The sequence below is a fragment of the Pirellulales bacterium genome (assembly GCA_036499395.1).
GTDB lineage: Bacteria > Planctomycetota > Planctomycetia > Pirellulales > JACPPG01 > JACPPG01.
On record DASYDW010000055.1, the window covers coordinates 1 to 23,278 of the forward strand.

The window sequence follows — 23,278 nt, forward strand, 5'->3', positions numbered from 1 at the left end:
CTGCCCACATTGGAGATCACAAATTGTGATCTCCAACTTGCAAGCTCTTGTACTGTCAATTGAAACATGAAGTCTAGCGGGAATCTCGCGGCGTTACGTTTAACCGCTTGAACCAGCGTACGAGTTTCGACGCCATATATCCCGGCTAGGTCAAAATCGAGCAGCACCTTATGCCCGCGAACAATAATGATTCGCTGGGCGATCCGTTCGGCCGGCAAATGAACCGCTGGCACTTTGGCTTTTGACTGCCTTCTCATTTCGCGAGCGACATTATCCCACCGAATCGCAATGGTCAAATGCCACGGCGCATTTGCCTTGTACGATAACAATGGAATTCCGGAATGATGCAGATTCTTCAAGACGCTGTTGTGGATTTGCACAGTTTCTTGCACATAGGCCGCCGCCGTGGGAATTGTCCAAAGAAATTCAATGACTTATTGCTGCATCAACCAGGACCTAAACCTAGTGCCGCCACGAGCCAAATTCTACAGTCGATCTCTGTAGACTTGCACATTCTCTTACACATCCCGTATTGGCACAGAGAATTCTTCACCGAGATCAATTACTTGCGTTCATGCTTAAGGGACTTAAAACCACACCACGCTAAAAACCACAGCGACTAAACCTAACGACGAATCAACGAGATACAAATCAATTGACTGCCACCAGAAGCCGTGATACCCCTTGCGCAGTCGTTGCACACTTTACACAGTATCGCGGTCCATGGAAAAGCACACACTCTTGGGAGGCAAGCTCCATCTCTACAAGCGACCTAACAGCAGCCACTGGCAGTGCTCGACCTTTCTTGCTGGCAGAAATTGGCGTATCAGCACCAAAGACGACAGCCTCTCCAGAGCCAAAGAAATCGCCGAGGATTGGTTCTTTAGCCTGAAAGGCAAGCATCATGCGGGGGAGCTCAAGGTCGGCAAGACCTTTGCATTCGCGGCCGAACAGTTTCTCAAAGAGTTCGAAGTCATTACCGAAGGCCAGCGCGCGGAGACGTGCCTTTCAGATCACCAAAAGAACTTGCGAGTTCACCTACTCCCCTACTTCGGCGCGATGCGTGTCGCCGAGATCAAGGCGGCTACGGCAATGGATTACCGCGTGCATCGTGCTACGTCCCGCTTGGACAAGAAAACGAAGGAGCCGAAGCGTCCCTCCCGCAGTACTTTGCACAAGGAGATTGTGACGCTACGTCAGGTTTTGAAATCCGCTCAGAGACATGGCTGGATCGAATTTGTCCCCGATCTTTCGTCTCCCTACAGAACCTCCGGCAAAATTACTCATCGTGCCTGGTTTTCGCCCCAGGAATATCGACAACTTTACCTGGCGACGCGGCAGCGGGCGAAATATCCGCTCAAGAACCGCTGGAGATGGGAATGCGAACAATTACACGACTACGTGCTGTTCATGGCCAACACAGGCTTACGGCCGGATGAAGCCGCTAGGCTTGAGCACAGGGACGTCAAGATCGTTCAAGATCGCGACACAGCCCAGGTAATTCTGGAAATCGAGGTGCGCGGTAAGAGAGGGGTCGGTTACTGCAAAAGCACCCCTGGTGCGGTGGCGCCCTATCGCAGGCTCTGTGCAAGAAATAAGCCCCAGCACACTGATCGACTGTTCCCCGGCAACCACCGCGAACTGTTCAATACAATCCTGACAGAGCTGAAGCTGAAACTCGATCGTGACGGCAACCGCCGTACGGCTTACAGCTTGCGGCACACATACATCTGTCTACGGCTGATGGAAGGTGCCGACATCTACCAGATCGCCAAGAACTGCCGCACGAGCGTCGAAATGATTGAGACCTATTATGCGGCGCATCTCAAGACGACGCTCGATGCGTCGGCCATTAACGTGCGGCGCTCGCGTCCCGTTCACAAAGGCACCACCGCATAGTTGGTTATTCCGACCGATTTTCGTTGGCAATTGGCTCGGCACTCGCTATAGCTTGGTCGCTTGCGGGCGTGGCGAAACTGGTAGACGCACGAGACTTAAAATCTCGGTTCGGCAACGGAGTGCCGGTTCAAGTCCGGCCGCCCGCACCAACGATTCGAATCAGTCCCGCCGCGTTCCGAGCGTAGACGATGGAAAATGAACACCTAAATTGGTCATCAAGCGCAATGAGTTCCGATTGTCGCCGGCTATATGAAAGCGCCGTCATGAGGCTCTCCCCATTCGCCTACGAGCGGAGCACCAGATAAAGATAATAGCTCCTACAGCAATAATACAGAATTCAACTATACCCTCGACCATCGAAGCTTTGCGGCTCGCTGGATCTTCCGAATACTTCATTTGACGTTTGATCCCATCGATTACTTCATCCAGATACTCTGTACCGCCTGGAACGGCCTGCTCTATCAGATTGTCGGCAACGGTTTGAACGCTGCCAGGCAGCGGATCGAAATGAAAAACGTCGTCATGAACCTGCTCATTAAGCCGTATTTCCAGGATCTTCACGACGGTGTCTACGGACGCCACTAGGTTGCTTCCTTGTACTTCCGACTTATCGGGGTCGAATACCATGTTCCGAAAGGCTTGAGGTACCCAGATTCCGGGCTGGATTTCGCGGTGCTCGAACGTTTCGATTCGTTGAACACGTTTTTGTTTGACACGATTAAAGAACTCGCGCGCCAAAATGGCGCATCCACGATCACAGTCCAGCCACAACTTATCGCGGCCTGGGAACTCCAGTATGTGACACCAACGATCGTTGAGTAGTTCCTGCCACGGGTTAACATCATAATTTGGAGACGACGCGATAGCCGGCAACACGCTGGCTCCGTTGCCGCCTAAATCGGGAGGCGGCCGAGTCGGGAATGGCCACCACCCCAGAGCAACGAAAAGAATCTCATGGGGCATTGACCCCGGCAAGGGATCATCGGATCTCAAGGGCAGGAACTTGAAGTGACGCTGGCCCGGCCGCTCGATGACAGATCTATCGGGCGACAGAACGAGCCTCTGCTGAAAGGGATCTCGACGCCAATCGCGGAACGGGTACCCGTGGGTGGCCCAGTGAAAGTAACGATCGGGGAACTTTGCAGCGACTACCCGATGCACATAACTACATGGCTCCCCTGTGGATCGTTCCCGCGGCGACTCATACTCCAGATACCACGCGCGCACCCGCGCATTCACTTCGTGGAGGCGTTCACCCAACTCCTTACGCGTGATTGTTGCAGATCGCTGTTCCACAGCCAGGCCGTTGTCCGGGAGGCACATTGCCCCAAGGAGAGCCAAGTTAGATGCCAGAAATGCGTCTAATGTCACATGTCGGTTCATGTATTTCGTCGATGCCGTATCACGAGGTAAACGAGCAACCCAACTAAAGCAATCGCGTTCCCGGCGATCAGAACGATTCGGATGCCTTTTTGCCCCTTCCACCGATTGGATCCCCCTAAAGAAGATTTTCGGGCTTCCTCAATCGCATGATCCAGGTCATTTGGGTTCGCAGGAACTCGGTAATTAACCCGTTCGCCAGACTCACTCCCGGGAAGAGTCCCATCTATGACGTCTGTCCCCGGGGTTGTATACCGCAAAGTGAACAGCTCTTCGGGAACTCGTGTTGTGCTAAATTCAGAGACTTCCATAACCTGGGTCACGAGCGGCGCATCAAAAATCTGGCCGGGATAATGACCATCCGAGCAGTAAAAGGCAGTCACACAATTTTTTGCCAGCCAAACCTCAGTCCCTGATAACTTTTGGTGCTTAGTACAGTCCGATTGTACGCGAAGGCGCCCATCGTTGGTCAATTCCTGAAATCGCCGGACGGCGCAACCCAAAGCGGGGTCTAAGTAGTAGGCATAATCCAATTCCCGGGGCATAAGTTCATTTGCGCGCCTAATACCCGCCATATATTCGCGGATTTCTTGATCGCTCTTTTTGCCAGTTTGGCGAAGCATCGACTCCAACGCTACCAAGTCCAAGTCTTGGGCGATTTGCCAATCCTGGTTCTCGGCGTAAACAGCGATCCGGATCACAGGGTCCCCATCGATCTCGCTTGGTTCGATGGAATGGAGAACGCCCCCGTGGTCAAGAAGGAATAAGATTTGGGAGGTTAGATGTTTTGCTGAGAGGAATTCCTTGGGGCCGTGCGGCAGCCGGATTCCCAAGCGTTCAAAGTCTATGACGGGGAAATAGTGCCCATTTGGACCTAGTTTGTCCGCATGGTCGTATACAACGCTGGGCGAATGTCTATTAGGAGTCCCTCTCGCAAGTGTTCGACCGTCAAATGCGATTTCCTGTCGGTGGGTGACTCCGGCATCTTGCCACTCGCCCTCGCCGCGATGATTCCGCCAATACATCTTGCTGTCTTGCCACACGAGATAGCAAGATGTCAGATGGGAAAAAGCTTGGGGATCAACCGGGGGCAACCCTAGTTTCGCCCGGGTTACCTCGCCCGGGCGTTGATACTGACTCCAGGACGCGGAGAAAGTTTTCAACTCCGCAATGTGCTCAAGCCCACGCCTGGTTGGCTCCGGCAAAACGGTATCGTTAGCTGCGAGTTGCTTTGAGCTATCCGCTCCCAGGGCAATACCAAGCAGTCCTACCAGCAGTACGAATCGAACTGAGCTGAACTCCCTAATGATCCGCATGACGAAACTCCAAATTCAATATTCGCAATTCTGCCTTTCAGTGCATTTTGGGTTCCCCGATCTGTGTACCAGTTTGTATGAGAACCTGGTGTTAGGGAACTGCCTCCGAGGCCTCACAGATCTCCGGAATGCTCGGCTTCTTCCAGAAGGCTACGGCGGCTGACGAAGTATCTCGTTGATCTGAGTTGCCATGAGTCGACGGTCCTTTTGTGCTGAAAGTCCTTTCCGGGCTTTACCGTACGTGAGTTCTAACATGCACGATGGATCAAATCAAAAGGGACGGTCCCCGAAACCATGATCAATTCGGCCGGATTTGATGTTGCCTCGTCGGCAACGGAGAGTGCAAGATTTCTGCCGGAAAGCGTGCCTCCGTTTCACTCCTTTTATGACTCGAGCGTCACTTCCTGGTGCACTTACTACCCCAGCGGAACTTGCTGCGTAGCGGCTCCAACTCCCGTCAAGCTTTTTAGCCCAACAAGCGAGCACGCCCCCACGACGACAACGATCAGAACTGCGAGACTGCGGCGGAGCCATAGTCCCCAAGCAAAAGGTCGGGCAGTCAATGCGTACCCAGTCCAATGGCGCCGAAATTCGTCCCGTGGCATATACTGATGCAGGACATAAGCTCCGTTGATTAAGGAAACACTTCTCCCATTGTCATAAATCCCAAGAAAGAGGTGGAACCGCCCCTGCCCAATCTCACCTTCCTCAAAGTAGAGGATTACGGGCGTATCGGCTCTGGCCAATTCGGCAAAATCCATTTTTGCCGCCATCAGCCGGAAGCCAAACTTTCTGCCAAGATCTGCCAGTGATGCAAGGCTTAGGGACTTCGGATCATCGGCAATTTGTTCGCGGAACTTTTCGTAGCTCTCCGTGTATCCCAGCACGCGAAGTTGGAGATAAAAGCAGTTTATAGCGTCGTTCTCAGGCATACGAAATCGATTTTGCCCTTTGTGGCTTGCTACTCCCTGTACCTCGTGAAGCTGAGCGAGCGCATTCTGGCCACGCAATGGGCCCATGACCATAATCATTATGGTGGCAACCAGGCCGAATGAACTTCGGATCGAAGACAATGTAGGTGGCCATTGTCCCCGCCAGTCCCTTGTTAATCCTGCCATTCTTGCTCCTGCTACGAACGACTTTACCTCGGACAACTCAGTAGAGCCAACAAGTAAGTTACATGTGATCGCGAATGCAACTGAAATTTCCCCTTTGGACAGAACCGCAGCATTGCTGGCCGACGAGGGGTACGACCATTGAGCGTTGCGCAAGTTACTGCGATGGCAGGACATCCAAGCCGAGATCGACACCGTCGCGAGCCATCCCTATCCGATTTGGGGTCGAAAGGCCGAAGCATCGATCGCACCATTGCGTGCTGGTTAGACTTTGTGCTAGGTCAGTCAGATCTCGAGGAATAGCCCTGCTTAGGTGAGCGCAGCCCGAGAGTCTGATTTACGGATAAACCTTTTCAGGCCGAAAACTCCGAGCAGTGTCCACGCGCACAGAGAAATCCCCAACCCGAGCCACAAGATCGGAAGGCCCTCGTCGGGCATTAACACATATCCGGACCATCTTGCCTCCAGCCATGGAATCGTATGCTTTTCCATAGCTCCGGTCGTCCCATCGAGTAAAGTTACCGTGTCGCTGGTCATGCCGATCATGACCACGTAATGGTGTCGGATACCGTAGCGCAGACGAACAAGGATAGGCGAGCGAAAAGTACGACGCAGCTCCTCGAGCGAGCAATACCTTACGTGCGTTCGCAATCCCAAAGCGTTAGTTGCGTCCTTTATTTCGTCAAGCGAAATCCCCTCCCGGTCGGCCGTAGTGTACTTTTCGATCGCTGCATGCTCGACGGGCAGATCGTGCAACGCCAATAACATATACAAACTGTTGGGTCCACACATTACGGCTTGGCGAAGAACTTCATCGACAGCCTCCAGGGATGAGCCAGACTCTACTGGCGAAGCCGAATGCTTTAGCCCTTCAAATGTTGCTGCGCTGGCCGAAGACCAAGGCCACAGCAGAATTGCGACAAGCAGCAGCTTTACGAGCCATCCTCGCTGTATGGCAATAAACCCAAAATTCCTGTGCATGGACATAATCACGTTTGGGATATTAGGCGCAAGTCACGTCACTCGCGCGCCAACAGATTGGTTTTTATTTACGAGCAGTTGAGAACGGCGCTGTCGAGAATGTGAACAGCCGGTCCTCGGCGGGGCCGCCCCCTACAGCTCGACCTCCGTCATGACTACCTTCAGCCACAAGGGCAGTCGATCCCGGTACGCAATCGGGACCATTAAGTGGCTGCGCGCCTCGCTTTGAAATTCAAGGCGTAGCGTATCGGCGGCAGTCGGCTACTGCGAAAACAATCGCCACCAAATGTGCTACGACAAATATCTAAGCCGCCGGCACCTGACCGCAGCGATGTCGCTCGAGACGCCTGCCGAAACGTGGCGAACGATCACTCGGAACAAACGAGCATGCGCTAATGAAACCACACTGCACGTGCGAGTCACCTACAACAACGGAGAATGCAACGCGTTATGGCTCAGTCCAGCATCATGCTCGTCTGTCCCGGCTTCACTCGGTAGGCTTGTTATTAGCTACCGCAGTTATTTACCTTCACAGTGTCTACCGAAGCACATCCTGAACTCGACACCCCACAGCACTCGAGAGTGGATACGTTATCGTTCCCGTCCCCTCCAGCGACTAAAACCGTCTGAACCGTGCAAGGCTCTGAATTGACGGGCGCATCACAATATCCGGTGGAATTAAAATTGCACTGCACCGGAGCCTCGCTGACGGTGTAGCATTTTCCTCCACGTAGCGTGCTGGCGACGAAACCAGGAACCTCTGTACCTGGCAGTGCGGCCGAAGCATGATAGACCAGCGAGCACGCCAGGACTGCCACTGCTCCGAATCCCAAAAGCAAGCGGGTGTGTACTTTCATTGTCCTTTTCTCCTACGTGTTAAGAGGCAAAACAACCCAGGCTGCCATAGTGGCAGCTCAAAAACCTATTCGTACTCTACACAAATCAATCCACGCACTGCGCACAGGGCATGTACACGAGGACAAAAGCCATCTGGATTCTTGGCCTCCTGGAAATTTTGTCCAAGCGTCCCACAGATCCAGCGGGCCGCCCGCCGGAAGACTTCCGCAGAGGGCTGATCTTCCACGGGCAGCAACTCCAACCACTCTAGGAGGTGCCCTGTCGCGACCAATCGAGCTTCCAGCTCTTTTCCCGACGCGCCGTCGTTTGCGTCGGACGACCGTTTCAGTGCATTGTGCCACTCCAACGTCCAGTACCCTTCTTCATGCTGCGATTCGACTATCGCGATAACGGCCTCTCTCAGGTGCTGGATCAGCGCTTCCCGGACCGAATCGGATAAACACATCGTCAAGGAGTCTACGCGACGGAGAATAGTTTGCGCGTATAATAAATGCGCACCACCGCAACTCACTTGACGGAAAGGTGTTTGGATCAGCGCATTCGCCAAGTCGTCGAAGGTGAAGGATTCCCCGTAGCGATTGGTCCATTCCTGGTGTGGCGCGAGGTACAACACGTAGGCAATTGCTGTCCAGGCCAATTCCCTTTGTTTAATATCAAAGTTTTCGATCGAATCTCGGAGTAGATCCTGCAGTGAGAGTGAACCATCTGGGATCGTAACCGGCGTTGTTAGTGGGAGACCTAGTTCAGCGAAGGAAGCAAGACAAATGTCTCGATGGTTCTCTCCATTTTGCGTGCTCCGGCTGTATGTATCAATCTCACGATAGCGAAGGCCACTCCGTGTCTGCAAATAAACTTGCTCACCGAAGATTCTCTCAGAGAATCGGTGATCGGTGAGCGCACGTATCACCTCAACGCCAGAATTAAAAAGGGGATGGCGAAAGTCTCGCACACCCCACAGTCGCAGCATGTGGCAACAGTAGGAAACGTTGAGGGGCCCCAAGAGCGGCTCTTGGAGCAACGTATTGGTGCAGGTAGCCTCGGGCGAGTCCCTCGTGAATAAAGGTCTGACCAACGGACGAATCGGCAAAGGCACTCGGGTCTCTAACGTTAGCGCGCCTGTGTTCCGCGCCTCGCTCGAAGCCCCCCTCATAATGGACAAATACCACGAAGCCCAAAGCAGTGCGACCACCAGCCCAGCGCCCGCGCCGACCGCTAAGCTGCGGCGTTTGCATGACATGCGTTCACGAATCCCTGCGACCAAGCGTCTCTTACGCGCCCCTCGTAAGTTGCCTTTGAGCTCACCGGCTGATTCACCCATCGTCCACCCCAGTCACTGAGCGCCCGTCCATGACAGCTGCTACGAGGCCTCGTTTCCCATTCCTGACGTTCTATAGGATTGAAGGGGGCATCAAAGTTTAGAAGACGCGATTCGACGCCCTTGCTGTTCATTAGGTGAGTGTTCGGGACAGGCGTCGACGACCCCGTCGAAAGCATTCAGAACTATGCACTCTATACTCCGAGCGAGCGTATGTCCGCTTGCACGGCTGGATAATTCGCTATCACTAAGAAAGGTCGCTTGCAAATCAACCAATGTCGGCTGCTGCTTCAAACGCTAACTCTGCCACGCGTGGCACCACAAAGGTTTCAGGCAGAAGATTTGTAACAAGATATGGATCGAATAGCAAGCACACCGCTTGCAGTGTATGGTACATTCTTTGCGATCGATACACTGACGTAACGTCATGAATCCAAATGGGATACAGGTCCCAATATGACAATATCAAATGAGCGACGATACATTACATTATCGTTATGTTCCTTAGGTAACCTGACAATGCATTCATCTAAGTCTGCTGGTAATTTGCGACGCCATACAAGGGAAGATAAAGTACAGAAGAAGATAATAATCTGCCGTAAGGGCGTGATTAGCGACACGCCGAGATCCTTAGTAGTGCCGGATTACGCTGGCCCGTTCGCCAACGTCCACATGCACGAGAAGAGACTCACAACATCTGTTATTATGAAACGCTGTCGGCCCCCAGTCGAACACATGACGACGGGAACGCCCTCATCTGCGATCGCAACTCCCCCAACTGCCCCGAAAAGCCTGGGTGCTCGTCTCAGCCAACGACATTCATCACGGCTTAAGGTGCAGAATCGCTTCCAAGCAGCTATCGCATATCGACCCATTGGCCAGAAGTCTTCCCATCCCTATGGCGCCACGTCAGCCCGATTTGGCGATAGCCAAGCCAAGATTACTCGTGGATCTGTTGCTGCCGACACCATCTCGACATGGCCGTCTGCGAAGAGAAAGTTTACACCCGTAGGGTGAAAACTGTAAATCGCGCCAGAATTGTCGCATTGCATTATGCAAACGCCATTTGGGCCATTCACACTGTCGATGTCCAGGGCCGAAGTCGGATTGGCCCAGGCGGCGTCCAGCGGTTCTCCTATCCCCGTCCATGAGCCATTCTGCCAGCGTTGCGGATGCCCGGCGGACTCTGTCAACATAAAGGTGTGAGCTAGCCCATCCGTGATGTCGCTCGCCTTGAGCCGCCGTTGAAGCTCGGTCGTCCCGGAGCCAGCAAGGACCGGCGACATTTTAGCAACAGCTTCCAACGAATTGTTAATTGGCGGAGGAAACATGCTCGTGAGTCCGACGAAGTCTCCATCAACAACCTTATAACCAAGCCGTTGCGCCAAATTTTTAGACGCATTAAAGGGGATTGCATAATCCGTTATAGCCGCTGCGTATGTTGTCGAGTACTTTTGGTCAAGTTTGGCAAAGGCCCCTGAAAGCAACGGATAGTTTCGCACTCCCTCCTTAACTGCTTGAGATGGCACAAACCTTGCTGTGGTTACCAGGTCGCGATCAGGCGCGGATGGGCAAAGCGCGCAATTGAGTATCGTTGAAATCGCAGGCGCATTTTCTACAGCACAAAAGATCGCCTTGCGACGATATGCAGCATCTACCGGTTGCGCATCCAAAAATGGCAGCAAATCGGCCATATACGCATAGACCTCCAAAGTCGCGTCTCCCGTAAGAGGACCCGTGATTCGCGCAGTCAACGCCGAAGGAAAGGCGGACTGTTGCGATTCGACTCCCGCAAACGCGAGTCCAAACTGATGCATATTGCTCGTGCACTGGGTCCGCCGTGCGGCCTCACGGGCAGACTGAATCGCTGGGATGCTTAGCGTTGCCAAAAGCGAGATGATCGTAATGACGAGAAGAACCTCGACGAGCGTAAGGCCGGCCGAAGAAACGACCATTGACCGTCGCATGATTGCCCGCACGACATTACCTCCGCCTAGCGGTGTTGCCAGAATAGAAATCAAGTTCTTCACTGGAAAGGTTGCAATCCATCAATGCCGTTCTACAGGCTTCAATCTAACGCGTCAGCTAATCGACTTGCGTTCGTTAAATGTGTGCAGAATTAGCGATCATTTACTATTAATGACCAAGTCAACATGTCTGAACATGTTCGCTTCCGGGATTGCGCCTGTAGAAGTGTGCCAAATGCGATCCGCCTTAGCGGAATGTCGATAACATATTCTGCAAAACATTGCCTTGCTGCCAATCGCGACTTGCTTTAACGCATCAGCCGTTCCTTCTGGATTACGTTTCTGCGAAGGAGCTCCTCAATCAGGGCATGCGTAAGCGTGATGGCATCTCTGTAGTCGAGATGCGAATCGTCGGGGCATGCGACGCCACGAAGTCCCGGCAGGTCGTCGGAGTGAATGCAGACGCCGGTCGTCGCCGCGACAAGCCGATGCCAGTACTTGTCCTTGGGATGATACTTGTCCTCAAGTTCGCGCCGCCCGCCAGAGCTGGGCATCCTCAGAAATACGACGTGGCCGCCGCGCGTCCGAATTGCGCGGACGTAACCCTCAACCACGTCGATGGCGGCATCGAATTCTTCAAGTGTCGCAGGGATCGATTCCTCGTACTGCATGGTGGCCAATTGCAACTTTTCATTTTTGAACTTTTCAAGGCCTGGTAGTCCCTCATAGTCGAACTCAAGCGAGCGATCGGCGCACATCCGAATTTTCAGCGGCACTAAAATAGCCCCGGTCGTCACAAAGTGCTTAAACACCGCTTTGATGCCGGTTTCTGCGGTGCGGATTGCCAGATGATCGCGAACTTCCGCGGACATCCATGCTTCGCTGTATTCGAGCGGTCCCGAATTGCACTCGGCTTGGGCCCTTTGGTCGTTCCAGAAGCGGCGGAATAAAAACGGCTCAATGGTATCGACGAGAACGGTACCCTGGAAACGGTCATCGTTGGCGAGTGCGGCTAGAACAGCGATCGGGCTGCCGGATGCATAAACCGCTAGTTGTGCGATGGTGAAATTCGGCAATTCTTCGCGCATTGCGCGTGTTGAGATACCGGCCTGAATGCGCGAGGTCCCGATTATCATGATCGTCTGCGATCCGCCGCGAACGCCGCGCTCATACCAATACTTCCACAGAGGAAGCGAATCAAGGACGCCGGGACAATAGCCCAGCCTTCGCCAAGCGGATTCCGTTCCCAAAACCAAAGTAGCGAACAGTAGAAGTGCACCGGTCCACACAAGAGCCCACGGCGTTGGATCCGACCGCCCGGCCGCAGACGAGGGAGACGAAGTATTCATGAGCCACCGCGCAGTCTAACTGCACGCTCGAAAATGAGCTTTTTGAATCAACTTAATTACGTCGCCCACAGTACGCAGTCGTGCCGCCTCGTCATTAGAGATCGGGGCGCCGCAGAGTTCTTCGATCTCAAAACGCAACTCGAGCAAGTCAAGTGATGATAACCCAATGTCCTCCATGATTCGGGTGTCGTCATCCAACGCTGTCGACTTTGCCCGGCCGTTGGAAGCGCGAGCAAAGGCATTGCTGAGCCTAGCAACGATTTCCTCGCGCGACACTTTGCTCATAGCAGTCTCTGGGTAAGCAGTGATACGTTGTTGCCGCCAAATGCAAAGGAATTAGACATGGCGAATTTTACTCGATGCGGTCGCCCGGTATTCGGCACAAAGTCGACGCCCACCGCGGGCTCCGGCTCATCGCAGTTGAGCGTTGGCGGAACGAATTCGTTTCGGGCGGCGTGCATACAGACAACCAACTCGATAGCACCCGACGCCCCTAAAGAATGACCAATCATCGATTTTGTCGAGCTAACGGGTAGTCCTGGCCCTCTCGGACCGAACACTTCCACGATTGCCTGTCCCTCAGTTTCATCGTTGGCTCTTGTGCCTGTGCCATGGGCGTTCAGATAATCGACCTCTGCCGGCGAGATTCCCGCATCGGCCAAGCAACGCCCGATAGCGGTGCGCTGACCAAGTAGGGTCGGAGACGTTATATGGTGAGCGTCACTGGAGGTGCCAACGCCACAAATCTTTCCAAGCGGTTCGACCGCGCGCCGTTCAGCACTTTTTCGCGATTCCAGTACAAGCATCGCCCCCCCCTCGCCCAACACCATACCATTGCGATGCGCATCGAATGGTCGCGAAGCCTTCTGTGGAACATCATGCTGCGCCATGACCCTTAACTTCGTCCAGCACGCGAACATTGCTGGTGTGAGGCAAGAGTCCGCGCCACCTGCCAGCACTACGTCCGCGTAACCGTGGCGAATCATAAGGGTGCCCAGTCCAATGGCAGAAGCAGCCGACGCGCATGCCGACGCAATCACGAGATTCCCACCTGTCATGCCAAAATAGATAGATAGATTCGACGAAAGCGAATTGAACATCGCCTTTGGAACAGTGGTAGGCCGAAGAGCGCGAGCGCCCTTTTGAAAAAACGTCCCGTAGCCTACCTCGGACTCAAAGCAAGCGCCATGTCCAGAACCAATTATTGTTTCAATGCGATTGCCGGAGGGGAGGAGCCTATCCTCGTCATCCAAAAGCTGTGCTTGATGTAGTGCTTCGCGCGCGGCAACCAGCCCCATTTGAACGCTCCGTTCTTCACGCACCTCGCAATGCCGACGCAAGTGCTCATCGACAGAGAAAGCACAAAGCTCTCCGGCATAACGCACCGGATACACTTCAGGATCGAGGTTCGGCAAGATTCGCAGCCATTTTACTGCACTGCGTCCCTCTCGCACTCCCTCCCATAGATGGTCAACGCCAACACCAAATGGCGTCACCGCCCCCATTCCGGTTACTACGACTTCCTCGCGCTCGGCACGCATAAAAAGATCCGAATTACAACGTTCGACGAAGAATCAAGTCAAACCACTTAAGCATTCCTAAGTTAACACTGTATTATGAATTGTAGCAGACTAGGTTCGATATTGGCAAATGCAATGGTTTACGAATCTCAGGTCTTGACCTTTAATAGTTGAAATACAGATATGTTGTGGCCTCGCCCGAACTTAGGGTAATGGCGTAAAGCATCAGGCCCAACCCTGAGGCGATAGCCCACCACGGAAGTTTTGCAACAACCTCACTCAATCCTAAGTGCCGCCGTAGTGCATGCACAGCGATCAACGATTCGAGCACAACCGAAACTACCAAGATTTCGTAATCATCAAGCGCGGTGCTGTGCCCTTGCGACGACATACCGAACATGGCAACGAGGAGCCGTCCCGCATCACGCAAATCCGGCGTACGGTAGAACACAAAGGCAATGCAGCACAAAAACATGGTTGCTGTCCATAATAGAAAGCTACCGGCGGCGTTACTCCAGAGTCGCATTCGACGTAGCGGCGTGCGCAGCAGCAGCACCTCGCCAATAAGGTAGACGCCGTGCAGCATGCCAAAGATCAAGTATGTCCATGCAGCACCGTGCCATAATCCGATCAGGATCATTACTATCATCACATTCAGGGCCGCGCGCGAGTAGCCTTTGTAAACTCCGCCGAGTGACAAAAAGACGTAATCGCGCATCCACGCGACAAGTGTGATGTGCCACCGCTGCCATAGATCACGAAAACCGATCGAGCTCAAGGGGGCCCGAAAATTCTCGGGTACTGTGAACCCAAGACATGCCGCCAGCCCCATCGCGCACGTCGAATAGCCGGCGAAATCGCAATAATCCTGGCCCGCAAATGCCATCGTTCCCATCCAGCCCGCAAGCGCCGTGGGCGAGACCTGCGAATCGAACACTTTGCGTACGACGGGAAACAAGAACTGATCGGCGAGAACAACTTTCATGAAGAGGCCCAGCGTAAATAGAGCAGCTCCCCAACCAAGCTCTTCGGGCGTTGCCCTTCGAGGTCGGCAACAGGCCGGCAGGAACGGACCGGCACGAAGCAAAGGTCCAGCCAATAACACCGGAAAGAATGACACGAATATCGAGAAATCCAACGCCGAACTGGCAGGACGAAGCGTTCGACGATAGACGTCGATCGTATATGACAGCGCTTGAAACGTAAAAAACGAGAGGCCGACCGGCAAGAGAATACTTGGTGAGACCAGGGGCGCCGGGATGCCTAGACGTGTTGCAACTGTTGACCAGAGGGCTATTCCTTCGTTGCCGTACTTGAATGCCCCGAGCAGGCCAAGGTTGAGTGCGATATTTCCCCAAAGCACGGTCCGCCTCGACCAAACTCCTTCGAGTCGGTTAATCCATTTGGCAGCCCACCAATTTGTAGAAGTAACAAAGAATAAAAGAGGAATATAACGAGGATTCCAGGCGGCATAATAAAGGTAACTAGCTACTAGAAGATTGCAGCGGCGCACTAATGTTGGTAGCGGAAGGTAATGAATTCCAAGGATAACTAAGAAGAAGATAACGAAAACAAGCGAATTGAATTGCATATGCATCCGTCTACTTAGTAGCGCTAGAAGAGACCAACCAGTTTGATCCTCTCAGGTCAAGGCCCAGATTGTACTCGGCTTTACGTTGAAATAGGCATGCCTTGTCAGGGCTCTTCCCAAAGGCACTTAGGTAACGCTTTTGTAACGTTAAAGTAGTTAGCAGCGATTGTTCCATGTCAGCGGCCTGTCGCGACCTCCCTTAGAGCCCAGCTTCCCCTCCGCGACTCGGAACGTAACGGGAAGGTCTGGCTGCAATTACGTATAAAACGACTTCAAAGGCCGGCGGCGCGCTCGCTTGAGTCGATTTACCGCAAGTTAGCAATTGACTTCTAGGCAACGGACCCGGATCCTCACAATTTGATGCTCGAAATTGAGCACAAGGGCCGCTCCGAACACCAAGGATTGTGGACACTTGTATACGTTCTGGTTCGGCATCCAGGCCTGTTTCGGAGATGCATTTCTGTGCTGTTTGCGCGCGCATGTCCTATCCGCCGGAGGAGGGATACCCAGTACGCGGAACGACCAGGCTAAGCGCCTCCAGATGCCAGAAAGGGGAAATCGGCTTCAATAGAATTCCTTGAGGCAAAAGTCTTGATCGAGCATTGGCGACCGGAATACATCACCTTAAACCGCATAACTCGTTAGACTAACAGCCGAGGCCCTATCCCGGAGTTTTCCGCTTCCACTCTTCAGTTCGCTGACCACGGCCGAAAACAAAGGGAAACGAAACGTTAACTCAAACGCCGGTGTTCATGGGGTGCAGTTCAGTGGGTTACGAGCTGCTCCGAGGTCTGTTACATTAGACGCATCTAACAATAGTTGTTCATGCCCCAACGACAGAAGCCGAACAATGGGAATTAGCAACGCACATTATTATGGATGGCAAGGAAAGTTAAAATCGCCATGGTACGCCATACTGGCCATTGTTCGAGTTGGCCTCTTGCAGGTGTTTCGCCGCAAGTCTTATTGGTTGGTTATCGCTTTAGGCGTGTTTCACTTCCTTTTGTATTGGAGCATCATATATGTACTGACTCAAGCGCGGCTGCCTCTCGAAGCACAAAAGGACATTTTCCAATGGTTCGGCTTCAACCCCAAGACCGAGTCAGGAGGAGAACTCGGCTACATTCGCTTCATGCAGCAGCAAAGCGCAGTAGTGATGATCTTGCTGGCGTTTTCTGGGAGCTTGCTCGTGGGCTCCGACTTCCATATGAAATCGATGCCCTTCTACCTATCGAAGCGCATTGATCGCCGTCATTATATCATAGGGAAATTGTTGGCAATTAGCGTGATAGTCTCTTTATTGACGACCATACCGGCGCTTTTGCTTTTCGTCGAGTTCGGGATCTTGACGTCATCAATTGAATATTGGAAAGAACATTGGGATGTCGTGCCATCGGTGTTGGCTTATGGGTTAGCGCTTTGCGTCGTGTTGAGCATTCCGCTAATGACAATCTCGGCATACTTGCAACGCATGGCGCCAATTGCAATTACGTGGGCGACGATTTTCGTAATGTTCGGGCGGTTGGGCTCATTCTTGAGTGACGCGACAGATAACGACAATTGGCGACTGATCGACCCCTGGATTGATGTTCGCCTGATTGGCAAGCTGTGCTTTGGAGCGTTCAGCGGCTCCTCAGAGCACGAGCAGGCTGTTAATGCAGCGTTGCTGCTAGGAACGATATGCGAGCTTTGCTTATTGGCGCTCGTGCGACGGGTACGGGCGGTGGATATCACGGAGTAAAAATCTTGAAACAAATGCCAACTGCCAGCGTCTTGTTTGAACGATTTGAGACGATAGGGCAAAACGTCGTAGAGCAAATAGTGGCTAATTACGAACTGCACTTGTTATCGTCACAATAACTGTATTGCCAGTGAACATACTTTTCCCCGGGACGGAAGTGATGAGTGCTCAGTAGTGGTTCCAATCGTTGACCAGGAATTCGGTCCTCTGTGTTTCGACGACCTTGTGGAGACGGCGCGCAAAGGGACATTGGTTGCAGACGGCCTCATTCGTGACGACAGCTCCGCATGTCGCCGCGCGGATTCCGCAAAGCCAGCTGGTAATAATCATCGGATCACATCCGACTATCCGGCAAGGAACATTAAGCGAAAGTAACCGAAGAACACGCGAGTGCCACTTCCCTGGCGTTTCTCGTCTCGACTTCGATGTTCAAACGTTACTAGTAAACATTACCGGAACTGGGCTAACGCACTCAGCGCCATTTCGGCCCTCTTGAGGGAGCCGAGCGTCTTGACGAACTTGTTTGCCGCCTGAAGGTCCGCAATCGCGACCACGTTTCGAGCCTTACGGCCGCGGCTGCCTTGTCTTTTCTGTTTATCCTGGTCCTTCAGACCGGCTTTTACGTTGCTTACTTGAGCGGCCGATACCTTGATCCTCTTCGCAGCCAGCGCAGAGATCACGTCCTTCGAACGCGCCTCCGCGCCGAGTGCCTTGAAGGTCTCGCGAATCTTCGCCGACTTGCTCATCTTACGACGTGCCATCATTTCTCCTCAAGCAAGTTCGCCCATTTCCATAAACGGATCAATTCCACGCCCAAACGAAGTGCATGACGGCCCTAGCCGCGCTCACGGCGCGGAACGATCGTCAAGACCTTCTCGGCGTCCGCGAGCCGGTTAAGACTCTCCACCATCCCGCCATACGTGTCGCCGAGTACTTCTGGATGATGTATGGCAACGACCTCTGCGTCCTTGTCTGCGCAGAGGCGTATGAATTCACCAAACTTCTGTTCGTACTCCAGCCGCGCACCGTTGTCTTCCGTCATTGTAAAACTTCTGCATGTTGAGAATGCATTAATAATAAGTGTAGCAAATAGTCTTCTAGGTTGTAGCACTGTAAATGTCTACCGCACTTGAATATGCTCGTCGTTCTATTCAATGAAACAACTATATGGCACCTCGCCGTTGGGCGACCGCGTGCTTCTCGGGCTGCGTTTTACTCCGGTCCTCATCGGACGCATTGGCCCCTTCCGCCCGCTGGTGCGTCGGCCTGCGGCCTTAAACGGTCACCTGACGGTGGCTGAAGACGTGCTTCTCGCGAGACCGAGCTAGGGGGCACATCCCCCGGGCCGTCAAGGATCGGAGCCACGCGACCGCCTTCCGGTTTCCCTCCCACCTTCCGCGCTAGCGCTTGTGCAGGCTGGCGCCTCCCACCGGCGGTCGTCCTTGACTGCCCTCCCCCTGACTTTTGGGCGCTTCGCCCCCGTTGCCCAAAAGCATGTGCTTTTGATGCACCGGGTTTTTTCAATCTCAGAGGGAGTTCCAGACCATGACTACTGCCAACACCACACGCACCGATGTGTACAGCCGCGTTACCTCCACGATCGTCGAACAGCTTGAGCGAGGTGTGCGGCCCTGGATGCAACCGTGGAAAGCGGAGTATGCCGCCGGACGCATTACGCGACCGCTGCGGCATAACGGAGAGGCCTACAAGGGCATCAACGTCATCACGCTCTGGATGGAGTCTGAGCTACGCGGGTTTTCTTGTCCGTTCTTTCTGACGTTCCAGCAGGCCAAGGAGCTGGGTGGCTTCGTCAAAAAAGGCGAGCACGGATTGCCCGTGGTCTATGCGAGCACGTTCAAGAAGACCGACACCGCCGACGATGGGGCGGAAATCGAGCAGGAGATACCGTTCCTCAAGCAATACACGGTCTTCAATGCCGAGCAAATTGAGGGCTTGCCGCAGCGATTCTACCAACTGGCTGAAACGCCCAAGGAGAAGATCGAACGCATCGAGCAGGCCGAACGGTTTTTTGCCAATACCAGGGCAGATATTCGTTACGGCGGGAATCGGGCTTATTACGCCGTTGTGGCGGACTACGTGCGGATGCCGCCGTTGGAAACGTTCCGCGATGCCGAATCGCACGCGGCAACGTTGGCCCATGAAATCACGCACTGGACGCGGCACCCGTCACGGCTCAACCGCGATCTCGGCCGTAAGAGATTCGGCGACGAAGGTTACGCCGTCGAGGAATTAGTGGCGGAACTGGGAGCGGCGTTTCTGTGTGCGGATTTGCAGATCACGCCCGAAGTTCGCGATGACCACGCAGCCTATATCCAAAGCTGGCTGAGCGTGCTTCGCAACGACAAGAAGGCAGTCTTTACAGCGGCCTCACTGGCGAGCCGGGCCGTTGACTACCTGCATGGCTTGCAACCGCAGCCGCTCGTCTGACTCGCATCCAGCCCGGCCATCTGCCGGCGGTCGGGCGTCTCTCACTCTTCGAATCCATCACGGAGTCACTGCCATGTTTTACGTCACCTGTCCTGAATGCGGATCGCAGGTCGAGATTCCCGATAACGCCGTCGGCTCCGATCGTACCGACCCTTGGAACGTCGCCGGCTGTGACGAGTGTGGCGTCACATTCGACTACGACGATCACGAAGTCACGGCCCACCAGCCATCAAGCGATTGAGTATCAGCTCACGTCGGTTTCTTGCCTTTGAATCTTCCGCGTGTTTTGTCTCGATGGCCGCACGACATACTACCCCTGCGCGCGACGATCCCAGCAGACCACCGCTATTCAGTCCACCTGAATGGCAGAAGGTCGTGCAGGCGTTGCTGCTGTCGCCGCGACAGGCGGAAATCGTGGGGTTTGTCATCCAGGCACGATCAGACAAAGAAATCGCAAGCACGCTCGGCATTCGCCCTTCGACTGTCCGCAGCCATTTGGAAGACATTGCCAGGCGGATCGGAGCAACGAATCGGATCAGCGTTGTCTATCAAACCTTCGCGGCATTCCGGCAGCATGTCGAATTTCGCCCCCCGCGAAAATGAGGACCGCGAAAACACCGATGCACAGCCGCGAGATGACTCTCTATCCTTGGCTTCGACCTTTGGGGGGCGACAATGTTGCGTTTACCTCGTACCGAATGCTTGATTGTCGGTGAGCCCGGAATTCCTTCATGGCCGCACGCCCTGCAGAAAACGTGCGACATGAAGCCTCGATTCCACCGTTATTCGGCAAGGACGAGTGGACCACAATCATGCGCCGCCTGGCGCTGTCACCGCGCCAGGCGGAGATCATGGGACTTATTTTGCAAAGTCGCAAAGACAAGGAAATCGCAGCGACCCTCGACATCAGCTATTCGACCGTTCGCACGTATCTCGAAGAGATGAAGCAGCGTTTGGCCGTGCCTGACCGCATGGGGCTGGCCTACCGAGTGTTCTGGACGTTTCGCAACATCAGCGAACCGAAACGTTACCCCTGTCTTCATGCGGGGCGTCCCTCAGACAACCACGCCAAGTAGCTAATGACCTTCACCTCGCGCCGCTAGTAACTCAATCCGATCAGGACCGAGCGCTTTGCTGTTAGCTCGGTCTATGCTCTCGCGAGCGGCGCATTCCGCATTCGTGGCACTCACATCAACGCCACGACTTCCGTTTTTTGGTCGCCTGTCTGCACTTCGCTGCGCTAGCGATGCAGGGAGTGCGACGTTTTTCCACGCCATCACACCAAGAGGGGTTTTTCATGATTAAGGCAACCGGCGGTTTTTTGTCGGCAATGATTTTCGTCACGGCGATTGCGAGCTTGATTCCGAACGTGACATACGGGCAGATTTTTGTTGCCGACAACGCGACGGGAACGATCGGTGAATACACGACCTTGGGCGCAACTATCAACGCAGCGCTCATCACCGGTCTCGGCAACCCGCAAAGTCTCGCCGTCTCCGGCGGGGACATCTTCGTGCTCAATGGCGCGACGGGTACGATCGGCGAATACACCACCTCGGGGCAGGCGATCAATCCCTCTCTGATTACCGGCCTGACAGCCCCCGTCCGAATTGCCGTCTCGGGAGGCAACCTGTTCGTAACGGATGCCGGTGCAGGGCCCGTCGGCAGCAAGGATGGCACCATTCGCGAGTACACCGCTTCGGGAGCCCTTGTTAATGCGTCGCTCGTCTCGGGATTGGACGAGCCCTCGGCCATCGCCGTATCCGGCAACGATATTTACGTTCTTGGCTTTCAGAATGGAACGGTGGGTGAATACACGACCTCAGGCGCAACGGTAAATCCCGCGTTAATTACGGACCAATTTGGGGCGACCAGCTTGGCAGTATCCGGTTCAAATCTACTCGTCTCAAACCCAATGTTGATTACCGTGAGCGAGTATACGACCGGCGGGACGCTCGTGAATCCGTATTTAACCTTTGATCCTGGCGAAGCCATAACCGTCTCGGGATCAACGATGTACGTGGCAAATGAGGATCAGGGGCGAATTGGCGCTTACAGCACTGGCGGCCAAGCGATAAACCAGGAACTCGTGAGCGGATTGCATCAACCGGTGGCCATTGCCGTTGTGCCAGAAGCACCGACTGTCATCTCTACGACCGGCACCTTAAATCTCTCGCCGATGCCAGGAGATCTGCGGCTCGGGGCCTACGAGAGCAACTCCGCCATCCAGGTGATCGCCGAGCAGAGTAATGTCCAGCTGAAGAGTGCTCTCGCGGTGGACATTTCCGTGCCTTCGTCGGTGCCGTCCTCCGCCTCTCTCAATCTCACGCCGGGCGTAATTCCCGCCGGCACCCATGTCGCGAGTACGTTATTGCATTTCGATCCCGTCGGAGTTCCGGCCCAGCCAACGGCGTTATCTGGTTCGGTGACGTTCAGCACACCGATCCTCGGCATCGAAATCCTGACATCGAGCTTGAATAGCTCGGACAGCCAACTCGGACTCTCGTCGACGTTCTATCCCGTTACCGAAACCGATCGCGGGCTAGAATTGGCCGTCGGCCAGCAGGGTTTCAACACCTTCGACGGCATCACTTTCAGCCCAGACGACCGCACGGTGAGCGTGCTTCTTAGCACGCAGGTGAGCCTGGACGAGATACGCATTATTACAGCGGTACCCGAGCCGGCATCGATAGCCTTAGTCGGCATCGGCGGCTGTGGGTTGCTGATTTTTGCGATCCTGCGCAGAAAAGCCGGGTAGGGCTCTTCTCTGCTACGGGGACCGTGGCGTCGCGTGTCGGTCAATGCCGGCACGCGACGTTTACTTCTGGCGTGTTACGCAAAATGCCGCTCGTAGGGTTCTATGCATGGGGCACGCGATCGGTACAGTTCCTCTTCACGACAAGGCATTCTAGTGAAAACTAATCAGGCCGTCCTCGCAGATTGTTCGAACCCTGGCTGGCCTGGAGACGTGCCATTTTTCGGAGATTGAGCATGTTGAAGGCTTGAACGAGGTAACGGGCAATGCGAGCCGGCGGTGGGATCCGAAATATTAAATTTATGAAAATTGTGTCCGAAAACGCGACGTTGCGCATACGCCATTTGTGCTTGGTTATTTTCTTTAGACATTGACGTTTAGACATCCGAAGCACCATAATATTGGCGCGCTAGTCCTCGTGTGAAGATTGTAAATGTCCTTTCACAGGCCGCGAAGTTCGCGGACCTTTCTCAAAAGGCGGAAAGTGATTCATGCCAAAAGGTCACCGTGGGCGGCGGCAGATTGGGCGGCAATGGCAAAAGTGTGCATTTTTTTCAAGACAGCGTAGGCTTCTTAGCGAGGCGCTTGAGTCGCGATGGCTATTGAGTGCAGTGAGTTGGACGGGCGCCGGAGGGGATAACAACTGGAGCAATAAGCTCAATTGGAGTACCGGCGCAGTGCCCGGGGTCACCGACGATGTTACAATTAGCATCGCCGGAAATGCCGTTGTTACGCATTCTTCTGGAAGCGATTCCATTCATAGTTTGCGCTCGACTAATGCAGTCACAATATCGGGTGGCTCGCTTAATGTTGCGACGTCCGTTGAGGTGGATAACGTATTTACGCTCGCCGGCGGTAAGTTGAGCGGAGCCACCGTTCTGCCCGGATCAGGAGGCCAAGGTCTGACGCTGACCAGTTCGGGCGGAACGTTGTCGGGTGTAACGATCGCGTCAGGAACGGTAGTCGATGGAACGCAAGCGTTGCCGTACAACGATCCTTACGCGACCATCGTTGGCGGCCTGACGCTCAACGGTGAAGTCGAC

The 23,278-nt window shown here is 54.1% G+C and carries 20 protein-coding genes and 1 tRNA gene; 8 read left to right on the forward strand and 13 right to left on the reverse strand.

Annotated features, from left to right (window positions below; translation table 11 throughout):
- The coding region (locus tag VGN12_07925; GenBank protein ID HEY4309364.1) for an ORF6N domain-containing protein at positions 1-392 on the reverse strand (392 nt) is incomplete at its 3' end.
- Positions 393-723: 331 nt separating this feature from the next.
- Here VGN12_07925 and VGN12_07930 point away from each other — a divergent pair.
- Together VGN12_07930 and VGN12_07935 are read left to right on the forward strand one after the other, a co-directional pair.
- Positions 724-1,899, forward strand: a complete 1,176-nt coding sequence (locus tag VGN12_07930; GenBank protein ID HEY4309365.1) for a site-specific integrase — start codon at positions 724-726, stop codon at positions 1,897-1,899.
- Positions 1,900-1,961: 62 nt separating this feature from the next.
- Positions 1,962-2,048: transfer RNA gene (locus tag VGN12_07935), tRNA-Leu, on the forward strand.
- A 112-nt stretch (positions 2,049-2,160) separates the two neighbouring features.
- Here VGN12_07935 and VGN12_07940 read toward each other — a convergent pair.
- From VGN12_07940 to VGN12_07985, 10 genes are all read right to left on the reverse strand, one after another.
- Positions 2,161-2,775, reverse strand: a complete 615-nt coding sequence (locus tag VGN12_07940; GenBank protein HEY4309366.1) for a hypothetical protein — start codon at positions 2,773-2,775, stop codon at positions 2,161-2,163.
- 503 nt (positions 2,776-3,278) lie between these two features.
- On the reverse strand, positions 3,279-3,980 hold the full coding sequence (locus VGN12_07945) for a hypothetical protein (protein ID HEY4309367.1): 702 nt from the start codon (positions 3,978-3,980) through the stop codon (positions 3,279-3,281).
- A 1,031-nt stretch (positions 3,981-5,011) separates the two neighbouring features.
- On the reverse strand, positions 5,012-5,527 hold the full coding sequence (locus VGN12_07950) for a cysteine peptidase family C39 domain-containing protein (protein HEY4309368.1): 516 nt from the start codon (positions 5,525-5,527) through the stop codon (positions 5,012-5,014).
- A gap of 492 nt (positions 5,528-6,019) precedes the next feature.
- Positions 6,020-6,691 (reverse strand): cysteine peptidase family C39 domain-containing protein, encoded by a 672-nt coding sequence (locus tag VGN12_07955; GenBank protein HEY4309369.1) that lies wholly within the window; start codon positions 6,689-6,691, stop codon positions 6,020-6,022.
- 922 nt (positions 6,692-7,613) lie between these two features.
- Positions 7,614-8,516 (reverse strand): hypothetical protein, encoded by a 903-nt coding sequence (locus tag VGN12_07960; protein ID HEY4309370.1) that lies wholly within the window; start codon positions 8,514-8,516, stop codon positions 7,614-7,616.
- 1,244 nt (positions 8,517-9,760) lie between these two features.
- A complete protein-coding gene (locus VGN12_07965) occupies positions 9,761-10,894 on the reverse strand; it encodes a DUF1559 domain-containing protein (protein HEY4309371.1) in 1,134 nt (377 codons plus the stop codon).
- A 245-nt stretch (positions 10,895-11,139) separates the two neighbouring features.
- On the reverse strand, positions 11,140-11,919 hold the full coding sequence (locus tag VGN12_07970; GenBank protein HEY4309372.1) for a hypothetical protein: 780 nt from the start codon (positions 11,917-11,919) through the stop codon (positions 11,140-11,142).
- Between the two features lie 276 nt (positions 11,920-12,195).
- A complete protein-coding gene (locus VGN12_07975; GenBank protein ID HEY4309373.1) occupies positions 12,196-12,465 on the reverse strand; it encodes a phosphopantetheine-binding protein in 270 nt (89 codons plus the stop codon).
- Positions 12,462-13,721 (reverse strand): beta-ketoacyl-[acyl-carrier-protein] synthase family protein, encoded by a 1,260-nt coding sequence (locus VGN12_07980; GenBank protein ID HEY4309374.1) that lies wholly within the window; start codon positions 13,719-13,721, stop codon positions 12,462-12,464. The genes VGN12_07975 and VGN12_07980 overlap by 4 nt, the downstream gene beginning before the upstream one ends.
- Positions 13,722-13,863: 142 nt before the next feature.
- Positions 13,864-15,291: an MBOAT family O-acyltransferase gene (locus VGN12_07985; protein HEY4309375.1), complete on the reverse strand. Its 1,428-nt coding sequence runs from the start codon at positions 15,289-15,291 to the stop codon at positions 13,864-13,866.
- Between the two features lie 850 nt (positions 15,292-16,141).
- Between VGN12_07985 and VGN12_07990 the strand changes: the two genes are divergently transcribed.
- Entirely contained in the window at positions 16,142-17,032 is an 891-nt protein-coding gene (locus VGN12_07990) for an ABC transporter permease subunit (protein HEY4309376.1), read from the forward strand.
- Between the two features lie 449 nt (positions 17,033-17,481).
- On the opposite strand, the gene VGN12_07995 is transcribed toward VGN12_07990, so the two are convergent.
- On the reverse strand, positions 17,482-17,778 hold the full coding sequence (locus VGN12_07995; GenBank protein ID HEY4309377.1) for a hypothetical protein: 297 nt from the start codon (positions 17,776-17,778) through the stop codon (positions 17,482-17,484).
- Between the two features lie 89 nt (positions 17,779-17,867).
- Positions 17,868-18,074, reverse strand: coding sequence for a hypothetical protein (locus VGN12_08000; GenBank protein HEY4309378.1), 207 nt, complete (start codon positions 18,072-18,074; stop codon positions 17,868-17,870).
- 503 nt (positions 18,075-18,577) lie between these two features.
- Between VGN12_08000 and VGN12_08005 the strand changes: the two genes are divergently transcribed.
- The 5 genes from VGN12_08005 to VGN12_08025 form a co-directional block, all read left to right on the forward strand.
- Entirely contained in the window at positions 18,578-19,480 is a 903-nt protein-coding gene (locus VGN12_08005; GenBank protein HEY4309379.1) for a zincin-like metallopeptidase domain-containing protein, read from the forward strand.
- A gap of 73 nt (positions 19,481-19,553) precedes the next feature.
- Complete coding sequence (locus tag VGN12_08010; GenBank protein HEY4309380.1) at positions 19,554-19,721, forward strand: hypothetical protein; 168 nt, start codon at positions 19,554-19,556, stop codon at positions 19,719-19,721.
- 490 nt (positions 19,722-20,211) lie between these two features.
- Positions 20,212-20,556 (forward strand): LuxR C-terminal-related transcriptional regulator, encoded by a 345-nt coding sequence (locus VGN12_08015; GenBank protein HEY4309381.1) that lies wholly within the window; start codon positions 20,212-20,214, stop codon positions 20,554-20,556.
- Positions 20,557-20,735: 179 nt separating this feature from the next.
- Positions 20,736-22,238 carry a PEP-CTERM sorting domain-containing protein gene (locus VGN12_08020; GenBank protein ID HEY4309382.1) on the forward strand — a complete coding sequence of 501 codons (1,503 nt, stop codon included), beginning with the start codon at positions 20,736-20,738 and terminating at the stop codon, positions 22,236-22,238.
- Between the two features lie 824 nt (positions 22,239-23,062).
- A partial coding sequence (locus VGN12_08025) for a hypothetical protein (protein HEY4309383.1) occupies positions 23,063-23,278 on the forward strand: 216 nt, incomplete at its 3' end.

Bases quoted from the DNA above. Each gene is read 5' to 3' on its own strand.
- VGN12_07930 (HEY4309365.1), top strand. From the start codon at position 724: ATGGAAAAGCACACACTCTTGGGAGGCAAGCTCCATCTCTACAAGCGA.
- VGN12_07950 (HEY4309368.1), bottom strand. From the start codon at position 5,527: ATGCCTGAGAACGACGCTATAAACTGCTTTTATCTCCAACTTCGCGTG.
- VGN12_07955 (HEY4309369.1), bottom strand. From the start codon at position 6,691: ATGCACAGGAATTTTGGGTTTATTGCCATACAGCGAGGATGGCTCGTA.
- VGN12_07960 (HEY4309370.1), bottom strand. From the start codon at position 8,516: ATGCTGCGACTGTGGGGTGTGCGAGACTTTCGCCATCCCCTTTTTAAT.
- VGN12_07970 (HEY4309372.1), bottom strand. From the start codon at position 11,919: ATGCGCGAAGAATTGCCGAATTTCACCATCGCACAACTAGCGGTTTAT.
- VGN12_07975 (HEY4309373.1), bottom strand. From the start codon at position 12,465: ATGAGCAAAGTGTCGCGCGAGGAAATCGTTGCTAGGCTCAGCAATGCC.
- VGN12_07980 (HEY4309374.1), bottom strand. From the start codon at position 13,721: ATGCGTGCCGAGCGCGAGGAAGTCGTAGTAACCGGAATGGGGGCGGTG.
- VGN12_07985 (HEY4309375.1), bottom strand. From the start codon at position 15,291: ATGCAATTCAATTCGCTTGTTTTCGTTATCTTCTTCTTAGTTATCCTT.
- VGN12_07990 (HEY4309376.1), top strand. From the start codon at position 16,142: ATGGGAATTAGCAACGCACATTATTATGGATGGCAAGGAAAGTTAAAA.
- VGN12_07995 (HEY4309377.1), bottom strand. From the start codon at position 17,778: ATGAGCAAGTCGGCGAAGATTCGCGAGACCTTCAAGGCACTCGGCGCG.
- VGN12_08000 (HEY4309378.1), bottom strand. From the start codon at position 18,074: ATGACGGAAGACAACGGTGCGCGGCTGGAGTACGAACAGAAGTTTGGT.
- VGN12_08005 (HEY4309379.1), top strand. From the start codon at position 18,578: ATGACTACTGCCAACACCACACGCACCGATGTGTACAGCCGCGTTACC.
- VGN12_08010 (HEY4309380.1), top strand. From the start codon at position 19,554: ATGTTTTACGTCACCTGTCCTGAATGCGGATCGCAGGTCGAGATTCCC.
- VGN12_08015 (HEY4309381.1), top strand. From the start codon at position 20,212: ATGGCCGCACGCCCTGCAGAAAACGTGCGACATGAAGCCTCGATTCCA.